13 protein-coding genes and 1 tRNA gene are annotated in these 18111 nt (G+C 71.8%); 5 read left to right on the plus strand and 9 right to left on the minus strand.

From position 1 onward, the window contains the following. Positions 1-602: 602 nt before the first annotated feature. From A3IC_RS0147235 to A3IC_RS0147255, 5 genes are all read right to left on the minus strand, one after another. A complete protein-coding gene (locus A3IC_RS0147235) occupies positions 603-1259 on the minus strand; it encodes a response regulator (RefSeq protein ID WP_040878655.1) in 657 nt (218 codons plus the stop codon). 5 nt (positions 1260-1264) lie between these two features. Then, complete coding sequence (locus A3IC_RS0147240; protein WP_020557044.1) at positions 1265-2449, minus strand: sensor histidine kinase; 1185 nt, start codon at positions 2447-2449, stop codon at positions 1265-1267. A gap of 5 nt (positions 2450-2454) precedes the next feature. Further along, positions 2455-4671, minus strand: coding sequence for an MMPL family transporter (locus A3IC_RS60765; RefSeq protein ID WP_040878619.1), 2217 nt, complete (start codon positions 4669-4671; stop codon positions 2455-2457). Between the two features lie 292 nt (positions 4672-4963). Beyond that, a tRNA-Ser gene (locus A3IC_RS0147250) sits at positions 4964-5052 on the minus strand. A gap of 104 nt (positions 5053-5156) precedes the next feature. Further along, positions 5157-6680, minus strand: a complete 1524-nt coding sequence (locus A3IC_RS0147255; RefSeq protein ID WP_020557046.1) for a S1C family serine protease — start codon at positions 6678-6680, stop codon at positions 5157-5159. A 430-nt stretch (positions 6681-7110) separates the two neighbouring features. Between A3IC_RS0147255 and A3IC_RS0147260 the strand changes: the two genes are divergently transcribed. The 3 genes from A3IC_RS0147260 to A3IC_RS0147270 all read left to right on the plus strand — a co-directional run bounded on the left by A3IC_RS0147260 (position 7111) and on the right by A3IC_RS0147270 (position 9938). Then, positions 7111-7938, plus strand: a complete 828-nt coding sequence (locus A3IC_RS0147260; RefSeq protein WP_020557047.1) for a glycerophosphodiester phosphodiesterase — start codon at positions 7111-7113, stop codon at positions 7936-7938. Positions 7939-8140: 202 nt separating this feature from the next. Beyond that, positions 8141-8614 (plus strand): ATP-binding protein, encoded by a 474-nt coding sequence (locus tag A3IC_RS0147265; RefSeq protein WP_020557048.1) that lies wholly within the window; start codon positions 8141-8143, stop codon positions 8612-8614. A gap of 352 nt (positions 8615-8966) precedes the next feature. Beyond that, on the plus strand, positions 8967-9938 hold the full coding sequence (locus A3IC_RS0147270) for a DUF5926 family protein (protein ID WP_020557049.1): 972 nt from the start codon (positions 8967-8969) through the stop codon (positions 9936-9938). A 214-nt stretch (positions 9939-10152) separates the two neighbouring features. Here A3IC_RS0147270 and A3IC_RS60770 read toward each other — a convergent pair whose 3' ends face one another. Continuing rightward, positions 10153-11712: a sensor histidine kinase gene (locus A3IC_RS60770; RefSeq protein WP_079027170.1), complete on the minus strand. Its 1560-nt coding sequence runs from the start codon at positions 11710-11712 to the stop codon at positions 10153-10155. 185 nt (positions 11713-11897) lie between these two features. Further along, positions 11898-12638, minus strand: a complete 741-nt coding sequence (locus tag A3IC_RS0147280) for a response regulator transcription factor (protein ID WP_020557051.1) — start codon at positions 12636-12638, stop codon at positions 11898-11900. A gap of 157 nt (positions 12639-12795) precedes the next feature. Between A3IC_RS0147280 and A3IC_RS0147285 the strand changes: the two genes are divergently transcribed. Beyond that, positions 12796-15036: an MMPL family transporter gene (locus tag A3IC_RS0147285; RefSeq protein ID WP_020557052.1), complete on the plus strand. Its 2241-nt coding sequence runs from the start codon at positions 12796-12798 to the stop codon at positions 15034-15036. A gap of 312 nt (positions 15037-15348) precedes the next feature. Here A3IC_RS0147285 and A3IC_RS63635 read toward each other — a convergent pair whose 3' ends face one another. Next, entirely contained in the window at positions 15349-15975 is a 627-nt protein-coding gene (locus tag A3IC_RS63635; RefSeq protein ID WP_020557053.1) for a hypothetical protein, read from the minus strand. Positions 15976-16153: 178 nt separating this feature from the next. Continuing rightward, positions 16154-16807: a bifunctional DNA primase/polymerase gene (locus A3IC_RS0147295; protein ID WP_026219566.1), complete on the minus strand. Its 654-nt coding sequence runs from the start codon at positions 16805-16807 to the stop codon at positions 16154-16156. 505 nt (positions 16808-17312) lie between these two features. On the opposite strand from A3IC_RS0147295, the gene A3IC_RS0147300 reads away from it, so the two are divergent. Continuing rightward, a complete protein-coding gene (locus A3IC_RS0147300) occupies positions 17313-18074 on the plus strand; it encodes a glycosyltransferase family 2 protein (RefSeq protein ID WP_020557055.1) in 762 nt (253 codons plus the stop codon). Positions 18075-18111: the final 37 nt, after the last annotated feature.

Here is an 18111-nt window from a genome sequence, read left to right on the forward strand (position 1 = left end):
GGCGACCGCGTGATCACGCGTGCCGGTGGGGCGAAAGCCGCATTTCAACCGGGCCTTAAATGCCTTTATGTCCGGCTTACGCGCCCCGCGTGAGCGGCATCACAATTCCGCGGATGGCAGTCCGCGCGGGCACCGGGTATAACCGGCCGGCCACGGCCCGGCAGACCCTTCCCGGCCTGCGTGTATTCACGCTGCGAGAGCGCTCCGGCACCGGCCGGAAAAGTATGCCGAATGCGATCCGGGCCACATCGCGAACTGTGACCCGCGCCACTTTCACCCGTGCGTGGGGGTATTCACACCCCTTTCGAGGGGCGCCGGCGCGGAACACGATCCTCCGGAGCACGGGGCGCCGGGAAAGCGCGCCGCTATCACGATGCGTGGCGCCGGGAAAGCGGATTTCGTGCGCCGAAAGTCGCGCCGGGCGCACCCCTATATATAGGAGCGCACTTTTGGCGTCCGGTGTGCCCCGGTACGGGGGAATGCGTACCCCGGCGCGGATCGAGGGTCCGCCCGGCTCGCCGGGGGTCGCCGAATCCGCCGCGCGCGCCCGGGCACTCGGCCCGGAAAACGCCGGGGCACGGCGCGGTTCAGTCCGTCCGGACTCAGTCGCGTATTCCGCCCTTGGACCGCGGCAGCAGACCGCTTTCGATCGCGGTGACCACCGCGTGCGTGCGGTCGCTGACATCGAGCTTGGCGAAGACGCGCAGCAGATGCGTCTTCACCGTCGCCTCGGCGATCACCAGCCGCTTGCCGATGTCCGCGTTGGAGAGCCCGTCGGCCACCGCGTCGAGCACCTGCACCTCGCGCGTGGTCAACACCACCGGGGCGGGACGGCGCATGCGGGCGACCAGCCGCTCGGCCACCCGGGGGGCCAGCACGGTCTGGCCCCGGGCCGCCGAGCGAATGGCCTCGACGAGTTGCTCGCGGGTGGTGTCCTTGAGCAGGTAGCCGATGGCGCCGGCCTCGACCGCACGCTCGATCTCGACGTCGGTGTCGTACGTGGTCACGATCAACACCCGGGTCCGGCCGCCGAGACCGACGATCCGGGCGGTGGCGGCCACTCCGTCCAGGACCGGCATGCGCAGGTCGATCAGCGCCACGTCGGGCTCCAGCCGCTCGACCAACTCGACGGCGGCGAGGCCGTCGCCCGCCTCGCCGACGATCTCGATCGTGGGCTCGGAGGCCAGCAGCGCGACCACCCCCGCCCGCATCACCGAGTGGTCGTCCACCACGACGACACGCAGTGTGTCCTGTGTCATGTCCTTCACCCCTGACCATCGCTGGGAATCATCGCCAGGATCCGGGTGCCGTCACCGACCGAGCTGGTGACGGTGAACTCGCCGCCGAGTTCGGCCAGTCGCCTGCGCATGCCGTCCAGACCGAAGCCGCGGGCCCGATCGACCACGAACCCTCGGCCGTCGTCGGTGATCTCCAGTTCGACGCCGTGGGCATGCCGGGCGAGCACGACACCGACCGTGCCGGCGCCCGCGTGCTTGCGCACATTCGCCAGCGACTCCTGGGTGCAGCGCAGCAGCGCGATCCGGGTCTGCTGGTCGCATTCGACGTCGGGCAGTTCCGCGTCCACGGTGATCCCGGTGTCCTCGACGAACCGGTCCAGCGTGCGGCGCAGGGCCCGGGCGACCGACCCGGGGACCACGCCGCTCTGCGGGGCCGAGCCGACCAATACCCGGGCCTCGGCCAGGTTCTCCCGGGCGGTGTGCTCGATCGAGAGCAACTGCCGACCACTGGTCTCCGGGTCGGACGCGATGCCCGAACGCGCCGCCTCGGCCAGCACGATGATGGACGCGAATCCCTGGGCGAGGGTGTCGTGGATCTCCCGGGCCAGCCGTTCCCGCTCCTCCACCGCGCCGCGGCGCTGATTGGCCTCGGCCAACCGCTCCTGGGCACTGGCCAATTCGCTGCCCAGGGCCCGCACCCGCTCACCGCTGTGCTCGACGAACCGGTGTATCGACAGCCCGAGCGGCACGCTCACCGCGTAGGCGATCACGGTCGCGAGGGTGTTCCCGGTGAGCAGGTTCGGGCTCCAGCCCTGCGGGGCGACGCCGCCGAGCACGGTCGCGGCGGCGGCCAGGCCGCTGTACCCGATCGCGGACCCGGGGACGCCGGCCGCGAACCAGAAGTGCGGGAGGCTCGCCACGCAGGCCGTGGCACCGCCGTCGCGGGTGTAGGCCATCGCACCCAGACCGACGATCAGCACACCCGGGAAGGCCCCCGGTCGCAGCACCGGATTGCCGGGAAAGACCCGGGTGATCAGGTAGCACAGGCCGAGTACGACCGGCAGGCCCATCGACCAGTACCTGCTCGCCCCGGGGTCGTCCTTCCCGGCGACGACCATCGGGGCCAGACCCAGCAGTACCCAGAACAGGACGTACCAGCGGTGCAGCGTCCACGCCCGGAACCGGTCGGTGAGCTGCGGCCGTTCGGACATGCCGATCAGCCTACTTTTGCGGCCGGGTGGGCAACGGCGGCGGGGGTTTGCTCCCGGGTGCGGCGCACCCCGATCGACGGCCACCAGCTGCGCTCGCCCAGCAACAGCATGGTGGCGGGCAGGATCATGATCCGGATCACGAACGCGTCCAGGAGTACGGCCACCGCGAGGCTGAAGCCGAACTGCTTCATCTCGATCAGGTGCAGGCCGATGAAACTGGCGAACACGGTGACCATCACGAACGCGGCACTGGTCACCACGCCGGCCGAACCGCCGATCCCGTCGAGGACCGCCTGCCGGGTCGGCGCTCCGCGCAGCGCGGCCTCCCGGATCCGACTGATCACGAACACCTGGTAGTCCATCGACAACCCGAACAGGATCACGAACAGGAACAGCGGGACCCGCGAGCCGATCGAACCGGTCGAGTCGAAGTCGAGCAGCCCCTCGGCCCAGGTCCCCTGGAAGACCAGAACGAGCAGCCCGAGCGCGGCACCGGCCGAGAGCAGGTTCAACACCACGCCGACCAGGCCCAGGACCACGGAGCGGAACGCGAACACGGTGATCACGAAGGTCACCAGGAGCAGCGTCGCGATGATCAGCGGCAACTTCCCCTTCTGGTGCTCGGGGTAGTCCGCGTACCGGGCGACGTCGCCGGTCACCGCGACGTCGACACCGGACAGCCTGTCCACGGTGGCCGGCACGTAGTCCCCGCGGACCCGGTCGAGCGAGTCCTGCGCGGCGGCGGAGCTGACGAAGTGCGGTACGCGCAGCTCCAGCATGGTGGTCCGGTGGTCGAAGGACGTGCGCAGTTCGGCGATGCCCGCGAGTTCCGGGTCGGCGTGCGCGCGTTGTTCCAGCTCGCGCAGGGCGCCCGCCACCTCGTCGGCGCGACCGGCTTCGGCCCGGACCACGATCTGGTGCATCGACTTCAGCTCCGGGAACGCCTGGTTCTGCCGGTGCCAGGTCTCCATCGCGGGCAGGTCGCGCGAGTAGGTCTCCCGGCCGATGTCGGTCAGCTCGAGGTTCGCCAGCGGGGCGGTCAGGGCCAGCATGGCGAGCACGGCGACGGCGAGCGTGGCGGCGGGGCGGCGGCTGGTGATCCCCAGCACGGCCGCGGTGAGCCGACCGGCGCCGGTGCGCTGCGGCTTCGCCGCCGGCGTCTCGCCGCGTCGGGCCGCGCGCTCGGCCCGACGGGCCGCTCGGCGCTCCGCCCGGACACCGAGCTTGACCAGCAGCGCGGGCAACACGGTCAGCGAGCCGATCACCGCGACCAGGCTGACCAGGATCGCGCCGGTGGCGATCGAGGAGAAGATGACGTCGTCCGCGAGGAAGAGGGTGGCGCTGGACGCGGCGACCGCGAGCCCGGAGACCACGACGGCGTGTCCGGAGGTGGCCGCGGCCAGTTCCACCAGGGCCCGGGTGTCGAGCCGGCCGCCGGACCGGGCCCGTTCCTCACGTTCCCGCTTGAGATAGAAGAGCGCGTAGTCGACTCCGACCGCCAGGCCGATCAGCAAAATGACGTTGGTACCGACCCCGGCGTCCGGGAAAACGTGCGACGCGAGCATCGACAGCCCGATGGCCGCCGCGATCGCGGACAGGGCGAGCAGCAACGGCACGGCGGCCATCGCCGCCGAGCGGAACACGATCAGCAGCGTGATCAGGGTGACCGGCAGTGCGATCAGTTCGGTACGCGAGAGGTCCTCGCCACGCTGGCCCTGGACGTCCTTGCTGATCGAGGGACCGCCGCTCTCCGCGATCCGCAGCCCGGGATGGCCGGCTTGCACCTTCGCGGTCTGCGCGAGCAGCGGGTCGACGTGCTTCTTCCCGTCCAGCTCGGCGCCCTTCATGGTGACGTCCACCCGGACCGCCGTACCGTCCGCCGAGCGCACCGGCGCGGCCACGGACGACACCTCGGGCAGCTTCCGCATGCGCTCCACGATCTCGCCGGCCGCAGCGCCCGCGGCGCCCGCGTCCAAGGCCCCCGCCCCGGCCCGCGCGGTGATCAACACCCGCTCCACCGGTCGTTGTTGCAGCCCGCCCTCGGTGGCCATCGCCTCACCGCGACCGGCCTCGCCGACCCGGAAGTCGTCGGCGGTGGCCGCGTTCGTCCCGGCGGCGATACCGCCGCCGAGGCACAACGCGACAAAGAGAACCCAGCCGGCAATGGCTCGCCAGGGATGTCCGGCGCTCCACCGCGCCACCCGAACAGGAAGATTCGTCATGCCCGAAATCCTGGTCGCCGGGCCCGGATCCCGGACAGGCTCGACCGATGGAACCCGCCGTCCACCGATCGGTGGACAAGGACGAAACAACCGAGCACCCGGGGCCTCGGGGAGCCGATCGGCCCCACTTCCTCGCGCCCCGAGGGGCCGGGCCGCTCACAACCCCACGCCGGGTCGGACCGATCCATCCCCGACGCCCGCCGACCGCACCACGACACAGATGAGCGGCGGCCCCGAATCCTCCCGAGCACCGCCGCCCACCCGCGTCTTCACACATCCGCACCGCTTCCTGCGGAGGACGTGGGATTCGAACCCACGAGCAAGGTCACCCCTGCTAGCAGTTTTCAAGACTGCCGCCATCGGCCACTAGGCGAGTCCTCCAGCGCCGCGACCTGGTTGGGGCGCGGGCGGCATCAGTCTCTCATGAGCGGTGGCTGGGATCACTGGGGATTCCGGGCCGCCCATGTGTGGCCGGGTGGCGTGGGTCAGTTGTCGCCCACCCGCTGGCCCAGGGTGACCTCGGTGGTGGCTTCCTTGCCGTCGCGCTGGTAGGTGACCTTCACCTTGTCGCCCGGGCGGTGGCTCCAGATCTCGCTGAACAGGTCCTCGTAGGAGCCGATCGCCCGGTTGTTGAGCCTGGTGATCACGTCGCCGGCCTTCAGGCCCGCCTTCGCGGCCGGGCCGTTCGCGGTGACCGGGTCCTGGCCGTTGGTGCTCTGCGCCACGATCTGGGCGCCCGTGCCGGTGTAGCGCGAGTCGGGCAGGATGCCCATCTGCGCGTAGACCGGCTTGTTGCCCTGGATCAGCGTGTCCGCGACCCACCGGGCCTGGTTGATCGGGATCGCGAAGCCCAGGCCGATGCTGCCGGACTCCTGCTGCTGGCCGAACGGCGACTGCCCGCCGCCGCCGCCGGTCGAGCGGATCGCCGAGTTGATTCCGATCACCTCGCCGGCCGCGTTCAGGAGCGGGCCGCCGGAGTTGCCGGGGTTGATCGCCGCGTCGGTCTGGATCGCGTTCATGTACGAGACCTTTTGCTGGTCGCCGGAGGCCACCGGGCGGTCCTTGGCGCTCACGATGCCCGTGGTCACCGTGTTGGAGAGGGTGAACGGCGCGCCGATCGCGATCACCGGGTCGCCGACCGCGACCTTGTCGTTGTCGCCCAGCGGCAGCGGCTGGATGTTGGTGGGCATGTCGTCGACCTTGATCACCGCGAGGTCGTAGCCCTCGGCGCGGCCGACGATCTTGGCCGGCTTGGTGGTGCCGTCGGAGAAGGTCACGCTCAACTCGCCACCGGCGGCGGCCAGCGACACCACGTGGTTGTTGGTCAGGATGTGGCCCTGCTTGTCGTACACGAAGCCCGCGCCGGTGCCGCTCTCGGTGCCCTGGCCGGACACCTTGCCCTTGGTCTTGATCGTCACCGTGCTCGGGACCGCCTGCTTGGCGATACCCGCCACGCTCGTGGGCGAGCGGTTCAGCGAGGCGGGGTCCACCGGCGAGGAGGACGGGCCGACGCCCGCCGAGGCCGGCTTGTCGTCCCGCTCCACGATCCACGCGCCCACCCCGCCGCCGACGCCGCCGGCGAGCAGGGCGGCCACCACGGCCGCGACCAGGATCCCGGACGGCCGGCGCTTGGGCTTGGGCTGCGCGCCGAAACCGGGGTAGCCCGGGTAGCCGGGATAGGCACCGGTCGCGCCGAACGGCGGCACCCCCGCGCCGCCCGCACCCCCTGCGGCGGGTCCGGCCGCGAACGCGGCGGGCACCTCGGCTGACGGCTCACCCACCGGCGGCAGCGCGGCGGTCGACGGCCCGCCCTCCCCGTGCGGCTGTCCCACGGTGGGCGCCCCGACCGGCTTGGCGGGCACCTCGGAACGGAACTCCGGCTCCGCCGACGCGGGACCGACCCCGGTCCCCGGCTCCGCCGGCAGTGGTGTGGCGGAGGACGATCCGTGGCCCTCCCCTGGCACCGGTGAACCGACTTCGCCGCCGGTCACGTCGCGGTCGTCGCTCACGGTCTTCCTCCCACACACATCGGAATGTTTGATGCCCACAGACTTCCCGACGGCCTGTCTGAACACCGTAAGCGCCGGACGACCCGGCTGCCCGTCCCGCTTATCCCGGGGTTATCCGCGCAGGTCGAGCCGCTCGCAAGGGGGTGGAAATCTCGGCCGAATCACCGAGGAATCACCAAGGATCGGCCCCGTCAGGACCCGGTGCCCCGGTTCACGAGCCTTCACAAGCGTGATCGACCGCCCGCCGAGGCCGGGCCGAGCCGCACCCGATCGCACGAGAAACGTCGCGACGCACCCCACCGACCGCAGCACGACCCGCGGAACCGGCCGCACCCGTCCCGCGCCCCAGGCGCAGGCGACCGCCACAGGACACCACCGCCGGACACCCCGCCGTCACCGTACGCTCACCTCGGGATGGCACGATTGTCCCGTGTCCACCACCGGAGCGCGCTCGGTGCGCGCCAACGTGCAGGTCGTCGCCCACCGAGGCGCGTCCGACACCGTTCCCGAGCACACGCTCGCGGCCTACCTCCAGGCCATCGAGGACGGCGCCGACGCCCTGGAATGCGATGTCCGGCTGACCGCCGACGGCCATCTGGTGTGCGTGCACGACCGCAAGGTCGACCGCACCTCCAACGGCAGCGGCATCGTCTCGACGCTGGAACTCGCGGACCTGTCCGCGCTCGACTTCGGCTCCTGGAAGGAATCCGGCGTCGAACGCGAACGCCCCGAGGAACCGGAGGCCCCCGACTGGGACCGCCGCTCGGTGCTCACCCTGGAACGCCTGCTCGAACTGGTCGTGGACTCGCCCCGCTCGGTACGCCTGGCGATCGAGACCAAACACCCCACCCGGTACGCGGGCCTGGTCGAGCGCCGCCTGGTCGATCTGCTGGAGCGGTTCGGGCTGTCGCAACCCGGCGCGGAGGAGCCGTCGCCGATCCGGGTGATGAGCTTCTCCCAGTTGTCCCTGCGCCGGATGCGGCTGATGGCGCCCGAGCTGCCCACCGTGTTCCTGATGGAGCACGTACCGCTGCTCTTTCGCGACGGCACCCTGCCCCGCGAGGTGCGCATCGCCGGTCCCAGCATCGACATCGTGCGGGCCCACCCGCGCTACGTCGCCCGTCTGCATCGGGCCGGTCACCGGGTGCACGTGTGGACGGTGGACACCCCCGAGGACGTCGAGCTGTGCCTGCGGCTCGGCGTGGACGCCATCATCACGAATCGGCCACGACAGGTATTGGCCCAGGTGTCCGGTTAGACCCCATTAGGGGGCGTACGCTGGTAGCCTTTCGAGCCGTTATATCCGTCTTGGCAGGATCGCATACCCCTATACGCCCCTGGGCGAGTCCGAGCGCGCGGCGCCCCGCCGTTTCCCGTCCGTCGGCATCGGGCATCTCAAGCCCGACGCGCGAGACATGCGCGCGGGGCAGGCGTGTGCACTAAGGAGGCCGGGGGTGGCAATGGTCGTGGCCCGTGGGGTGCCCGATTCCGCGGCGGTGTTGGTACCGCACGCTCCGGTCGGTGTGTCCGCGGCTCGGCACCGCCTGGCCGGCGACCTCGACGCACGCGGCATCGCCGGGGACGTCGTGGACGACGCGGTGCTGATCCTGTCCGAATTGTTGAGCAATGCGCTCCGCCACGCCCGCGCCCTGCCGTCCGGCAACGTCCGCGCGGCCTGGTGGGTGCGTCCCGACGGGCTGCTGGCCATCGAGGTCACCGACGGCGGCAGTTCCACCCGTCCCCGGCAGGCCAGCCCGTCACTGAGCGCGCACGGCGGTCGCGGTCTGTCCATCATCGGCACGCTGGCGGCCGACTGGGGCGTGCGCGGCACGCCGGACGAGGTCACCGTATGGGCGCTGGTCCCGATCAAGCCGCGCGGCGACGACCGCCTGTGGGACGAATTCGACCTGGACACCGTGGACCCGCTCGACTGAACCCGGCCCCGCACCCACTCGGCCGAATCCCGGCCCCGCGCCCACTCGCCCGAATCCCGGCCCCGCACCCACTCGGCCGAACCCGGGTCGCGCACTCGCTCGACCGCACCCCGGCCCTGCACCCACTCGGCTGAACCCCGGCCCGGCGCGAGCCGCCCCACCCACGCCCCATCCACGCACCACACACCCCGCGGCACCCGCGTGATCACCCCCATCCGCCCCCGCCCGCCCGGGCGACCGCCGCGTCGCGCAGGCGTTCGGGCGTCAACCCGTGCCCGCGGAACTCAGTACCCTCGGAGCTGGTGAGTCGTCGACCACCATCCCCCCGACACCGAGGCGGAGAGACCGCAGCATGGGCAAGAAGGCCGCGCTGAAGGGCCACACCGGCAACAAGACCCAGACCGCAGCCGCCACGGGATCCGTCCCGGTCGTCGGCGGTCGCGAACCGTGCCCGTGCAACTCGGGCCGCCGGTACAAGGCATGTCACGGGCGCGAGGCGGCCACCGCCGCCGAGACGCTCGTCCTGCGTCCCTTCCAGGGGCTGCCGAACGAGTGCGACTGGATCGCGCTGCGCGAACTGGTCCCGGCCGCGACCGCGCGGCTGACCCTGACCGGCGAGCACGCCGACCAGGTGGTCACGCTCGCGACCGTGCTGCCGATGGCCTGGCCGGCGCTGCGCCGCGCCGACGGCGCGATCCTGGTGGGTCTGCAGACCCACACCAGCTCGGGCGACGTCAGTCGGGACCTCGCGCACGCCTTGGAGCGCGCGCTCGCCCAGGAGGACGGCACCTCGGTCGCCCCCGGCCCGCTGCCCGAGTCCGGCGACCGGCTGCAGGACCTGCTCGACCTGTCCAAGCCGCTGGAGATCACCGTCCACCCCGGCTTCGACTTCTGGGTGGACGACCCGGCCGCGATGAACGCCGAGGTGAGCGCGTCCCTGGAGCGGGCGAACGCGGCGGCCATGCCGACCGTGCGGCTGACCTCGGTGGACGCCGCGTACTGGTGCGGCACCACCGAGAAGAACCACCTGCGCTGGGTCATGCCGCACGCGGAGGAGGAGCTGCTCGACGCCATCGCGCGGCTGCACGCGGCCGGCGAGTCGAGCCTGGGCGAGGGCACCCGCTTCGTCGGCTCGTTCCGCGCGCACGGGCTGCTCGTCCCGGTGTGGGACCTGCCGACCTCGATGACCGCCGAGGACGTGGAGAAGCCGGCCCGTGAATTCGGTGAGCGCCTCGCCGCCGCGATGGCGGACACCAGCCCGCTGACGCCGCGTCAGCGCAGCGCCCGCAACGGCCTGCTCAACCGCCAGATCACGCTGAACTAGGCGGACCCCGGAACCCGGGCGGATCCCGGCCGACCCACGATGACGTGGGTCGGCCGGGCACGCGGTCGGGCACGGAACCCACGCGGCCAGGAGGCCCTGCCCACGGACTCACCCGCCCCGGGCCGAGGCGAGGCACACACGCACGGTCGAGCACCACGTCGAACGCCGCCCCGACCTCCCGCGGCCGCCGCGCCGACCTCACGGAGGCATACGCCTAGCGGTTCTCCGCGGTCGGCGACACGAGCAACGACGGTTGCGGGCCGGAGGCATCGTCCTCCTCCGGCGCGCTGCCGGGCCGGCGCGGCTCGGCGGCGGCGGCCGGCAGTTCGACGACGACGGTCAGGCCCGCCCCCGGTTCTGTCTCGACCCGCACACTGCCCCGGTTCGCGGCCACGCCCGCCCATACGATCGCCATGCCGAGCCCGCTACCCGTATCCGAACCGCTCCCCGAGTTCGCGCCGCCCGTCGTGCCGTTCCCGCCGCGCTCGCGCGCTGCCCGGAAGAAGCGGTCGAAGATGCGCTCGGCGTCCCGCGCTCGCATGCCGGGCCCCTCGTCGCGCACGCGCAGCACGGCGCGCCGCTCCCCGTCGTCGCCCACGGCCTCGGACACCGAAACGTGCACGTCCGCGGACACCGGCGTGTGGGCGCGCACATTGGTCAGCAGATTGCCGACGACCTGACTCAGCGTCGCCTCGTCGGCCAGCACCACGCAGGTATCCGGCACGTCCGTGTACACCTGCCGGGCCGCCTGCTGCGCGCGCAAGTCGGCGACCGCCCCCCGCACCACGCCCACCAGGTCGATGGGGCGCGGTCGCAACTGCGGGCGCTGGTCCAACCGCGCCAGCGCCAGCAACTCGTCGACCAGCCGGGCCATCCGCTCGGCCTCGACCCCCATGCGGTTCAGCGCCCGGGTGCGCTCGTCCTCCGACGCCAGCATGCCCTTCTCGTACAACTGCAGATAGCCGCGAATCGCCGCCAACGGCGTACGCAGCTCGTGCGACGCGTCGGCCACGAACCGCTTGAGGTGCGTCGCCGCGTGTACCCGGATCTCGAACGCCGACTCGACCTGCTGCAACATCGCGTTCAACGCGGTACGCAGCTGCTCGACCTCGCTGAACGACCTCTTGCGCGGCGCCACGCGCGCCGACAGATCGGGCCGGTCCGGACCACCCTCGGCGATGCCCGACGCGGTCTCGACCATGTCCTCCAAAGGCCGCAGCCGCCACCGGGCGACGAAGTAGATGGACCCGCCCAGCAGCACCAACAGGGCGGCACCGACCAGCAGTTCGAAGTGCACGACCCGGTCCACCACACCGTCGACGTCCTCGACCGAGCGCGCGAGCAGGATGTGATGCCCGTCGCCGAGGCGCACCGCGACGGCCCGGTAGTCGTCGCCCGCGAGGGAGATGCCGCGCGGCTCGGCGTGCGTCGTCACGCCTCGTGGGTCGCGGAACACCGCGGCCAGAGCGCGTTGCAGGGCGTCCGGCGCCCGGTCGGCGACCGGCAGGGCGATGCCCTGTTCGTCGACCAGCACGAAGATCTTGCCGTGCAGCCCGGCCGACATCAGCACGTCGCGCAGGCTCGCGGTCGGGCCCGGTTCGGACAACTGCACATGGGTGACGCCGGTCCGCTCGATGGCGACCCGGCCCGTGGTCAGGTCGTCGTCGACGCCCGACTCCAGGTAGTGCCGAACCCCCATCATGCTGAACCAGATCAACAGTGCCAGCCCGATCGCGAGCACCGCGATGCTGCTCAGCGCCAGCGTCGCCCGCATGGCGACGATGTGCGGACGCTTTCGCGCGCCGCGCGGCGAGAATCGCCGGCGGACCCGGTCCGTCCGCACGCTCTCGCCGGCACTCACGGGCCCGCCCGCCTTCCCCTCCCGGCGCAGGCGCGGTCCGCCGCCCGTTCGCCCATCCACCCCGCCCACGTCACTGCGCTCCTCGATCCCGCCGGTCGTCACCCGCGGTCCGCCGACCGGAGGCCGTAACCCACGCCCCGCCGCGTGGTGATCAGCGGCGGCCCGTCCGGCACCAGCGGGTCGAGCTTGCGGCGCAGATAGCTGATGTACGTCTCCACCACCGTCGACTCCACGACGTGCTCGTACTTCCACACCGCGCGCAGCAGTTGCTCCTTCGGCACGATCCGGTCGCCGTGCCGGATCAGGTGGCGCAGGAGCGCGAACTCGGTCGGGGTCAGCTCCACGCCGCGTCCGCCCCGGCGCGCGGTGTACGTCGCCTCGTCCAACTCCAGGTCCCCGTGCCGCAGTACGGGCGGACGCGGAACCGGCGGCGTGCTCTCGTCCGGCGTCGGCCGGGTGCGCCGCAGCACCGCGCGCGTTCGCGCGACCAACTCGTCCACGTTGAACGGCTTGGTGATGTAGTCGTCGCCGCCGAGGGTGAGCCCCTTGACGACGTCCGCGGGCGCATCGCGCGCGGTGAGGAACACGACGGCGATTTCCGGTCGTTCGGCGCGCAGCACCCGGCACACCTGGCGCCCGTCACCGTCCGGGAGCGAGATGTCCAGCAGCACGACGTCGGGCCGCACCCTGCGTGCGGCGGCGAGGGCCGCGTGCACGCCGTCCGCCGTGACCACCTCGAAGCCGTGGAATCGCAGGGTGATGGCCAGGACGTCGGTGATGCTCGGCTCGTCCTCGACCACCAGGACCGTGGCGCCCGCGCGCGGTTGACTGCTGCTCATGTCCCCAGTATCCGGCGGAAGTTTGCGGAACTTCGGAGGACTGATTGTGAGCTTCCTGTGAGTCCGCCGCCCGCTCGCCGCGGCGCCCCCCGATCGACCGAATCTGGCCCGGAGACGCACGACCGGGCCACGCGGCCCGCACGAGGAAGGAAGCGATATGGCGGCCTGGGCGCGCTGGTGCCTCAATCATCGGTTGGCGGTGCTCCTGCTATGGGTGGCCGCGCTGTTCGGAACCGTCGCGGCGAGCGTGACGGCGGGCAGTGCCTACTCCAATGTGTTCAAGATTCCCGGCACCGAGTCGTCGACCGCGTACGAGCGCCTGCAGAAGGCATTCCCCGACACGGCCGGCGATGTGGACAACGTCGTATGGCGAACCGAGCACGGCACCGTGCACGATGCCGCGGTACGCGACCGGATGGGCGCGCTGCTCGCCGACATCGCGCGCATGCCCGACGTCGGCCGTGTGGTCGGCCCGTACGACGCGGAAGGCGCCGGGCAGGTCAGCGCCGACGGCCACATCGCGTTCGCCCAGGTGACCTTCGTCAAGCAGCAGTTCGAGCTGGACACCGAGGACCTGAAGCACCTGATCGAGCGCGCCGAGCAAGCGCGCGGACCGGGGCTGCGGGTCGAACTCGGCGGTCCCGCGATCGAGGCCGCCCAGGAGCCCCCGGCCGGGCTCGCCGAGGCCGTGGGCATCGTCGCGGCGGGCATCATCCTCTTCCTCGCCTTCGGATCGTTGTTCGCGATGCTGCTCCCGCTGGTCAGCGGGGTGTTCGCGGTCGGCACCGGGATCTCGACGGTGGTCCTGCTCAGCCACGTCACCGACATTCCGGAGACCGCGACGCTGCTGGGCAGTCTGATCGGGCTCGGCGTGGGGATCGACTACGCCCTGTTCATCGTGACGCGGCACCGCAACGGCCTCAGGGCCGGCCTCTCCCCCGAAGAGGCCGCGGTACGGGCGCTGGACACCTCCGGTCGGGCCGTCGTGTTCGCGGGCGGCACGGTGTGCGTCGCGCTGCTCGCGCTGTTCACCGTCGACATCACCCTGTTCGACGGGATCGCGATCAGCACCACACTCGTCGTGGTGCTGAGCGTGCTCGCGTCCGCCACCCTGCTGCCCGCGCTGCTCGGTTTCCTCGGCGCACGCGCGCTCAGCCGCCGCGAACGCCGGGCACTGGCCGCGCGCTCCGCCGCCGGCGCCACCCCGCAAAACGAGGAGGCCGGGCGCGCCGCCATGCGCTGGGCGCGCCTGGTGCAACGTCGGCCCCGACTGCTCGGCCTGCTCGCCCTGGTCGTCATGGCGCTGTTGTCGATCCCGGCCCTCTCGCTCCGCCTGGGCGCCAACGACCAGGGGAACCAGCCGACTTCGCAGACCGTCCGGCAGGCGTACGACATGCTCGCCGAGGGTTTCGGCCCCGGCTTCAACGGCCCGCTGCTGATGGTCGCCGAACTCCACGGTCCGCGGGACCGGCAGGCGCTGGACACCCTGCTGGCCGAACTACGCCGCACCCCCGGTGTCGTGCGCGTCGTCGAGGCCCCGGTGCCCGCCGACGCCCGCGGCCTCGCCGCCGACACCCGGGCCGTGCAGGTCGTGCCCACGACATCGCCGCAGGCCAAGGCCACCGACAAGCTGATCGACACGCTGCGCGAGAAGACCGTCCCGGCCGCCGCGAAGGGCAGCACACTCAAGGTCCACGTCGGTGGTGAGACCGCGATGCAAAAGGACTTCGCCGCCGTGGTCGGCGACCGGATGCCGGGCTTCATCGCCCTCATCGTGGGGCTGGGCGCACTGCTCATGCTGGTCGCGTTCCGCAGCCTGCTGGTGCCGCTGACCGCCGCGCTGATGAACCTGATCGCCGCGTGCGCGTCGTTCGGCATGCTGGTCGCGATCTTCCAGTGGGGTTGGGGCATGGACCTGCTGGGGCTCGGCAAGGAGGGGCCGATCATCTCCTTCCTGCCGGTCATCATGTTGCCGCTGCTGTTCGGGCTCTCGATGGACTACCAGGTCTTCCTGGTCAGCCGCATGCACGAGGAATGGCTGCACACACGCGACAACGGCCGTGCGGTACGCGTGGGCCAGGCCGGGACCGGGCGGGTGATCAACTCGGCCGCGCTCATCATGATCTTCGTGTTCGGTTCGTTCGTCCTCAGTGGCGACCGCGGCGCCATGATGGCCGGCATGGGTCTGGCGGGCGCGGTCGCGCTGGACGCGTTCATCCTGCGCATGCTGCTCGTCCCCGCCATGATGCACCTGCTCGGACGCGCCAACTGGTGGCTGCCCGCGTGGCTCGACAAGCGGCTGCCGCATCTTGCGGTGGACCCGCCCGACCGGCCCGCCGGCGGCACGCCCGGCACCGCCGAGGACCCGGCGGGCAAGGTGCTGACGCCCAGCCGTTAGGCGGACCGGGACGAGGTGTCGAACGAGGGACGATCGCCCGCACGCCCGACAACGGGCGTGCGGGATCGGTCGAGGGCCGGCCCCGGATTGGAGATCCGCCGGCTTGTTGTTACCTTTGACCCAGCTCGGTCGCTGATGCATCCCCCGTCTTCAGCGGCCGGGCCTTTCACATTTCCGGGGTCTTTTCCGGGCTTTTCCCGTGCTCTTTCCGGGCCGCCATCGGGGCTTTCCTCGACCCTTTCACGGGGAATTCTCCGCATTCGCCGGCCGGGGTGTCGGCCGCATTCGGGAGCACCTCGGGGCGGGGCGGGCTCAGCGCTGAGCGGTCGCCGACCCCGAACGGAGCAGCTTGGTCAGGCCGTCCTTGGAGGCCATCTCGGCCACCGCGGACCAGCCGTCGAGCCCCTTGGGCGCGCGCACGCGCGGGGTGTCGCAGCGGCCTTCGGTCTCCTTGGGCTCGACCGTGCAGGTCACCCGCAGCGTGCCGCCGCCGGGTTGCAGCACGCTCATCACCAGCAACAGCGGGTCGGGCGTGGGGTTTCGGTAGTAGACCCGACCCCAGACCTCGGAACCGTCGCGCTCGACGCAGGTCTGCGCGCGCACCGCCCTGGGTCCGTCGATCGCCTTGCCGCACACGCTCTCCGTGCCCGCGGCGGGCACGGAACCGGCGCTTCCCGCCGAGGACTTCGCGGCGGGCTTGCCACCGATCAGTTCGAGCAGCCCGGCCGGACCGGACCGATCACCGTCGCCCACCCCGTTGCCGAACTCGGCCGCCTTGGCGGCGTTCGGGCGGGTGGTGGGCCCCGAGTCGGCGGTGTGGCGGCCCTTGTCCGGACCCGCCGAGTCCGCGGAGGCGGCGGCGAGCGGAACGATCAGGCACAGACCCACGACCGCGCCCAGAGCCACCGTGCGGATGTGACCCGTGCGTGGGCGCTGCATGGTGTCTCCTAGCGCGCGAAGCCCCTTTCACACGCGTCCCGACGAGCGGGATTCGGGCGCGGAACGGGGCCGGAATGATCGGCGCGCCGAGCTTATCGCGCCGCCACGACGTGCAGCGATCACCACATGTTGCGGTTACGCCACAACGATCACTCCAACGCGTGACGGCGCGCCTCGCTCAGGCCCTGGGCCCGGCGTGTTGGCAGGTGTCCACGAGGGTGCGGACCAGGTCTGCCACACCCGGCAACCACGGCCCGCCGGCCGTCGGGTCCCCGGATGGCGCCGGTGGTCGGGCCCAGCGCAACAGGCCGCCCTGCACCCGGGATGGCGGCAGCGCGAGGTAGCCACCGTCGCCGTGGAAGCGCAGGGTCGAGGGCACCGTGCCGTACCGATCAAGGCCGTATCGGTCCAGCAACTCACCCAGTTCGCCCAACTCGTATGGCTCAACCAGGAACGCGTAGCGGCCCGGCGCGGCGACGACCGGACCGGTACGCACACCGAGCCGGGCGAGTTGGTCGAGCGAGCGGGCACCGGCTTCCGACGGCACACTCAACGCCGCCACCCGCCCTCCCGTCGCCAGGATCACCGACGCGTCGGGGGTCTGTTGCCACCACCAACGCACCATGCGTTCGTCACATGTGGCCGCGAGCAGGGGAGGTTCACCCGGATGGGCGCCCGGCACGCGACATTCGGTCGCACCACAACGACACACGCCCGACCAGCGGTCGTATCCGACGCCGGGAACCACCGGCCAGCGCCATCTCGCACACGTCAGCACGGCCGACATCAATGCGGTGCGTTCCCTCCGTCGTCTTCCGAGGATCTCGCGCAGCATGCGCTCGTTCCTTTCCGTGAACGTGGAAGCACTATGCGTGATACTCAGGTACTCCGCAGCCGACCATGACGGGGCCACTTGGCGGCACATGGCGCGAGGTGGCGCAGGGGTGGCGAATTACGGCGCCCGGTACGGGTGTTGCCCTCGCGGATCGGACCTCGGGCGGGAGATGGGGGCTCCCGAGCGGACCGTTGTGCCATCCAATGCTGCGGTTTGCGCTGCGGTTGGGTCTATTGGTCTCTGCCTGGGGAGGCACCGCGTCCGATGCGACGCCGCGCCTATTCCAGCACTCCTCACCGAGGACGACGAACGGCCGGCCCTCGGAGGTTCCGCAGATCTCACGAGACCGCGATCACAGGATCCTGAAGCATACCCGCGATGTGGCTCTCTTCCGTTGTACCCCCAACGCCGGTGACCTTCACGCCGCCGCGCCGCGCCGTTGGGCAGGACGGGTACAACCGGCGGCATCCGGATCGAGGCGATCGGCTCGTAGGATCACGCCATGGCGGAGCACACGACCGGCACACCAACCGGCGACACGGCCGTGGTGATCCCGGCATACGACGAGGCACAACGCATTTCGGCCACGGTCGAGGCGGCGCGATCGATCGCCGGGGTGGACCTCGTGGTGGTGGTGGACGACGGTTCGCGGGACGAGACCGCTGCCGCGGCCCGGGCGTCGGGCGCCGTGGTCGCCCGGCACGGACGCAACCGCGGCAAGGCGGGCGCCATGGAGACCGGGGCCGCCGTGGTGGCCGCGATCGACGAGCGCGGGGCCCGGAACCGGCCGCGTCACCTGCTGTTCCTGGACGCCGACCTGGAGCACACGGCCGCCGCCGCGGCTCCGCTGATCGACTCGGTGCGGTCCGGGACGGCCGCGATGACCATCGCGGTGCTGCCGCCGCAACTGCGCGCCGGGGGCGGACGCGGGTTCGTGGTCCGGGCCGCCCGGGACGGGATCGCCCGGGCCTGCGGCTTCACCGCGACGCAGCCGCTTTCCGGCCAGCGCTGTCTGACCCGGGCGGCGTTCGAGGCGGCGTTGCCGCTCGCGGCCGGCTTCGGCGTCGAGACCGGGCTGACCATCGACCTGGTCCGCAAGGGCTTCCCGGTCGAGGAGGTCGAGGTCGAACTGCACCACCGGGTCACCGGCACCGACTTCGCCGCGCAGCGCCATCGGGCCCGGCAGTACGCACACGTGGCCCGGGCATTGGCCGAGCGAGGCGCGGCCGGGGCGTTGCCCGGGGCGATCCGCGGTCGTGGCTGAACCGGTGGCGGCACGGCCCGCCACGGCACGTCGCACG

Origin of the sequence: Embleya scabrispora DSM 41855, from assembly GCF_000372745.1 — a bacterium.
Taxonomy (GTDB): Bacteria; Actinomycetota; Actinomycetes; order Streptomycetales; family Streptomycetaceae; genus Embleya; species Embleya scabrispora.

Bases quoted from the DNA above. Each gene is read 5' to 3' on its own strand.
- A3IC_RS0147235 (WP_040878655.1), bottom strand. From the start codon at position 1,259: ATGACACAGGACACACTGCGTGTCGTCGTGGTGGACGACCACTCGGTG.
- A3IC_RS0147240 (WP_020557044.1), bottom strand. From the start codon at position 2,449: ATGTCCGAACGGCCGCAGCTCACCGACCGGTTCCGGGCGTGGACGCTG.
- A3IC_RS60765 (WP_040878619.1), bottom strand. From the start codon at position 4,671: ATGACGAATCTTCCTGTTCGGGTGGCGCGGTGGAGCGCCGGACATCCC.
- A3IC_RS0147265 (WP_020557048.1), top strand. From the start codon at position 8,141: ATGGTCGTGGCCCGTGGGGTGCCCGATTCCGCGGCGGTGTTGGTACCG.
- A3IC_RS0147270 (WP_020557049.1), top strand. From the start codon at position 8,967: ATGGGCAAGAAGGCCGCGCTGAAGGGCCACACCGGCAACAAGACCCAG.
- A3IC_RS60770 (WP_079027170.1), bottom strand. From the start codon at position 11,712: ATGCGGGCGACGCTGGCGCTGAGCAGCATCGCGGTGCTCGCGATCGGG.
- A3IC_RS0147280 (WP_020557051.1), bottom strand. From the start codon at position 12,638: ATGAGCAGCAGTCAACCGCGCGCGGGCGCCACGGTCCTGGTGGTCGAG.
- A3IC_RS0147285 (WP_020557052.1), top strand. From the start codon at position 12,796: ATGGCGGCCTGGGCGCGCTGGTGCCTCAATCATCGGTTGGCGGTGCTC.
- A3IC_RS63635 (WP_020557053.1), bottom strand. From the start codon at position 15,975: ATGCAGCGCCCACGCACGGGTCACATCCGCACGGTGGCTCTGGGCGCG.
- A3IC_RS0147300 (WP_020557055.1), top strand. From the start codon at position 17,313: ATGGCGGAGCACACGACCGGCACACCAACCGGCGACACGGCCGTGGTG.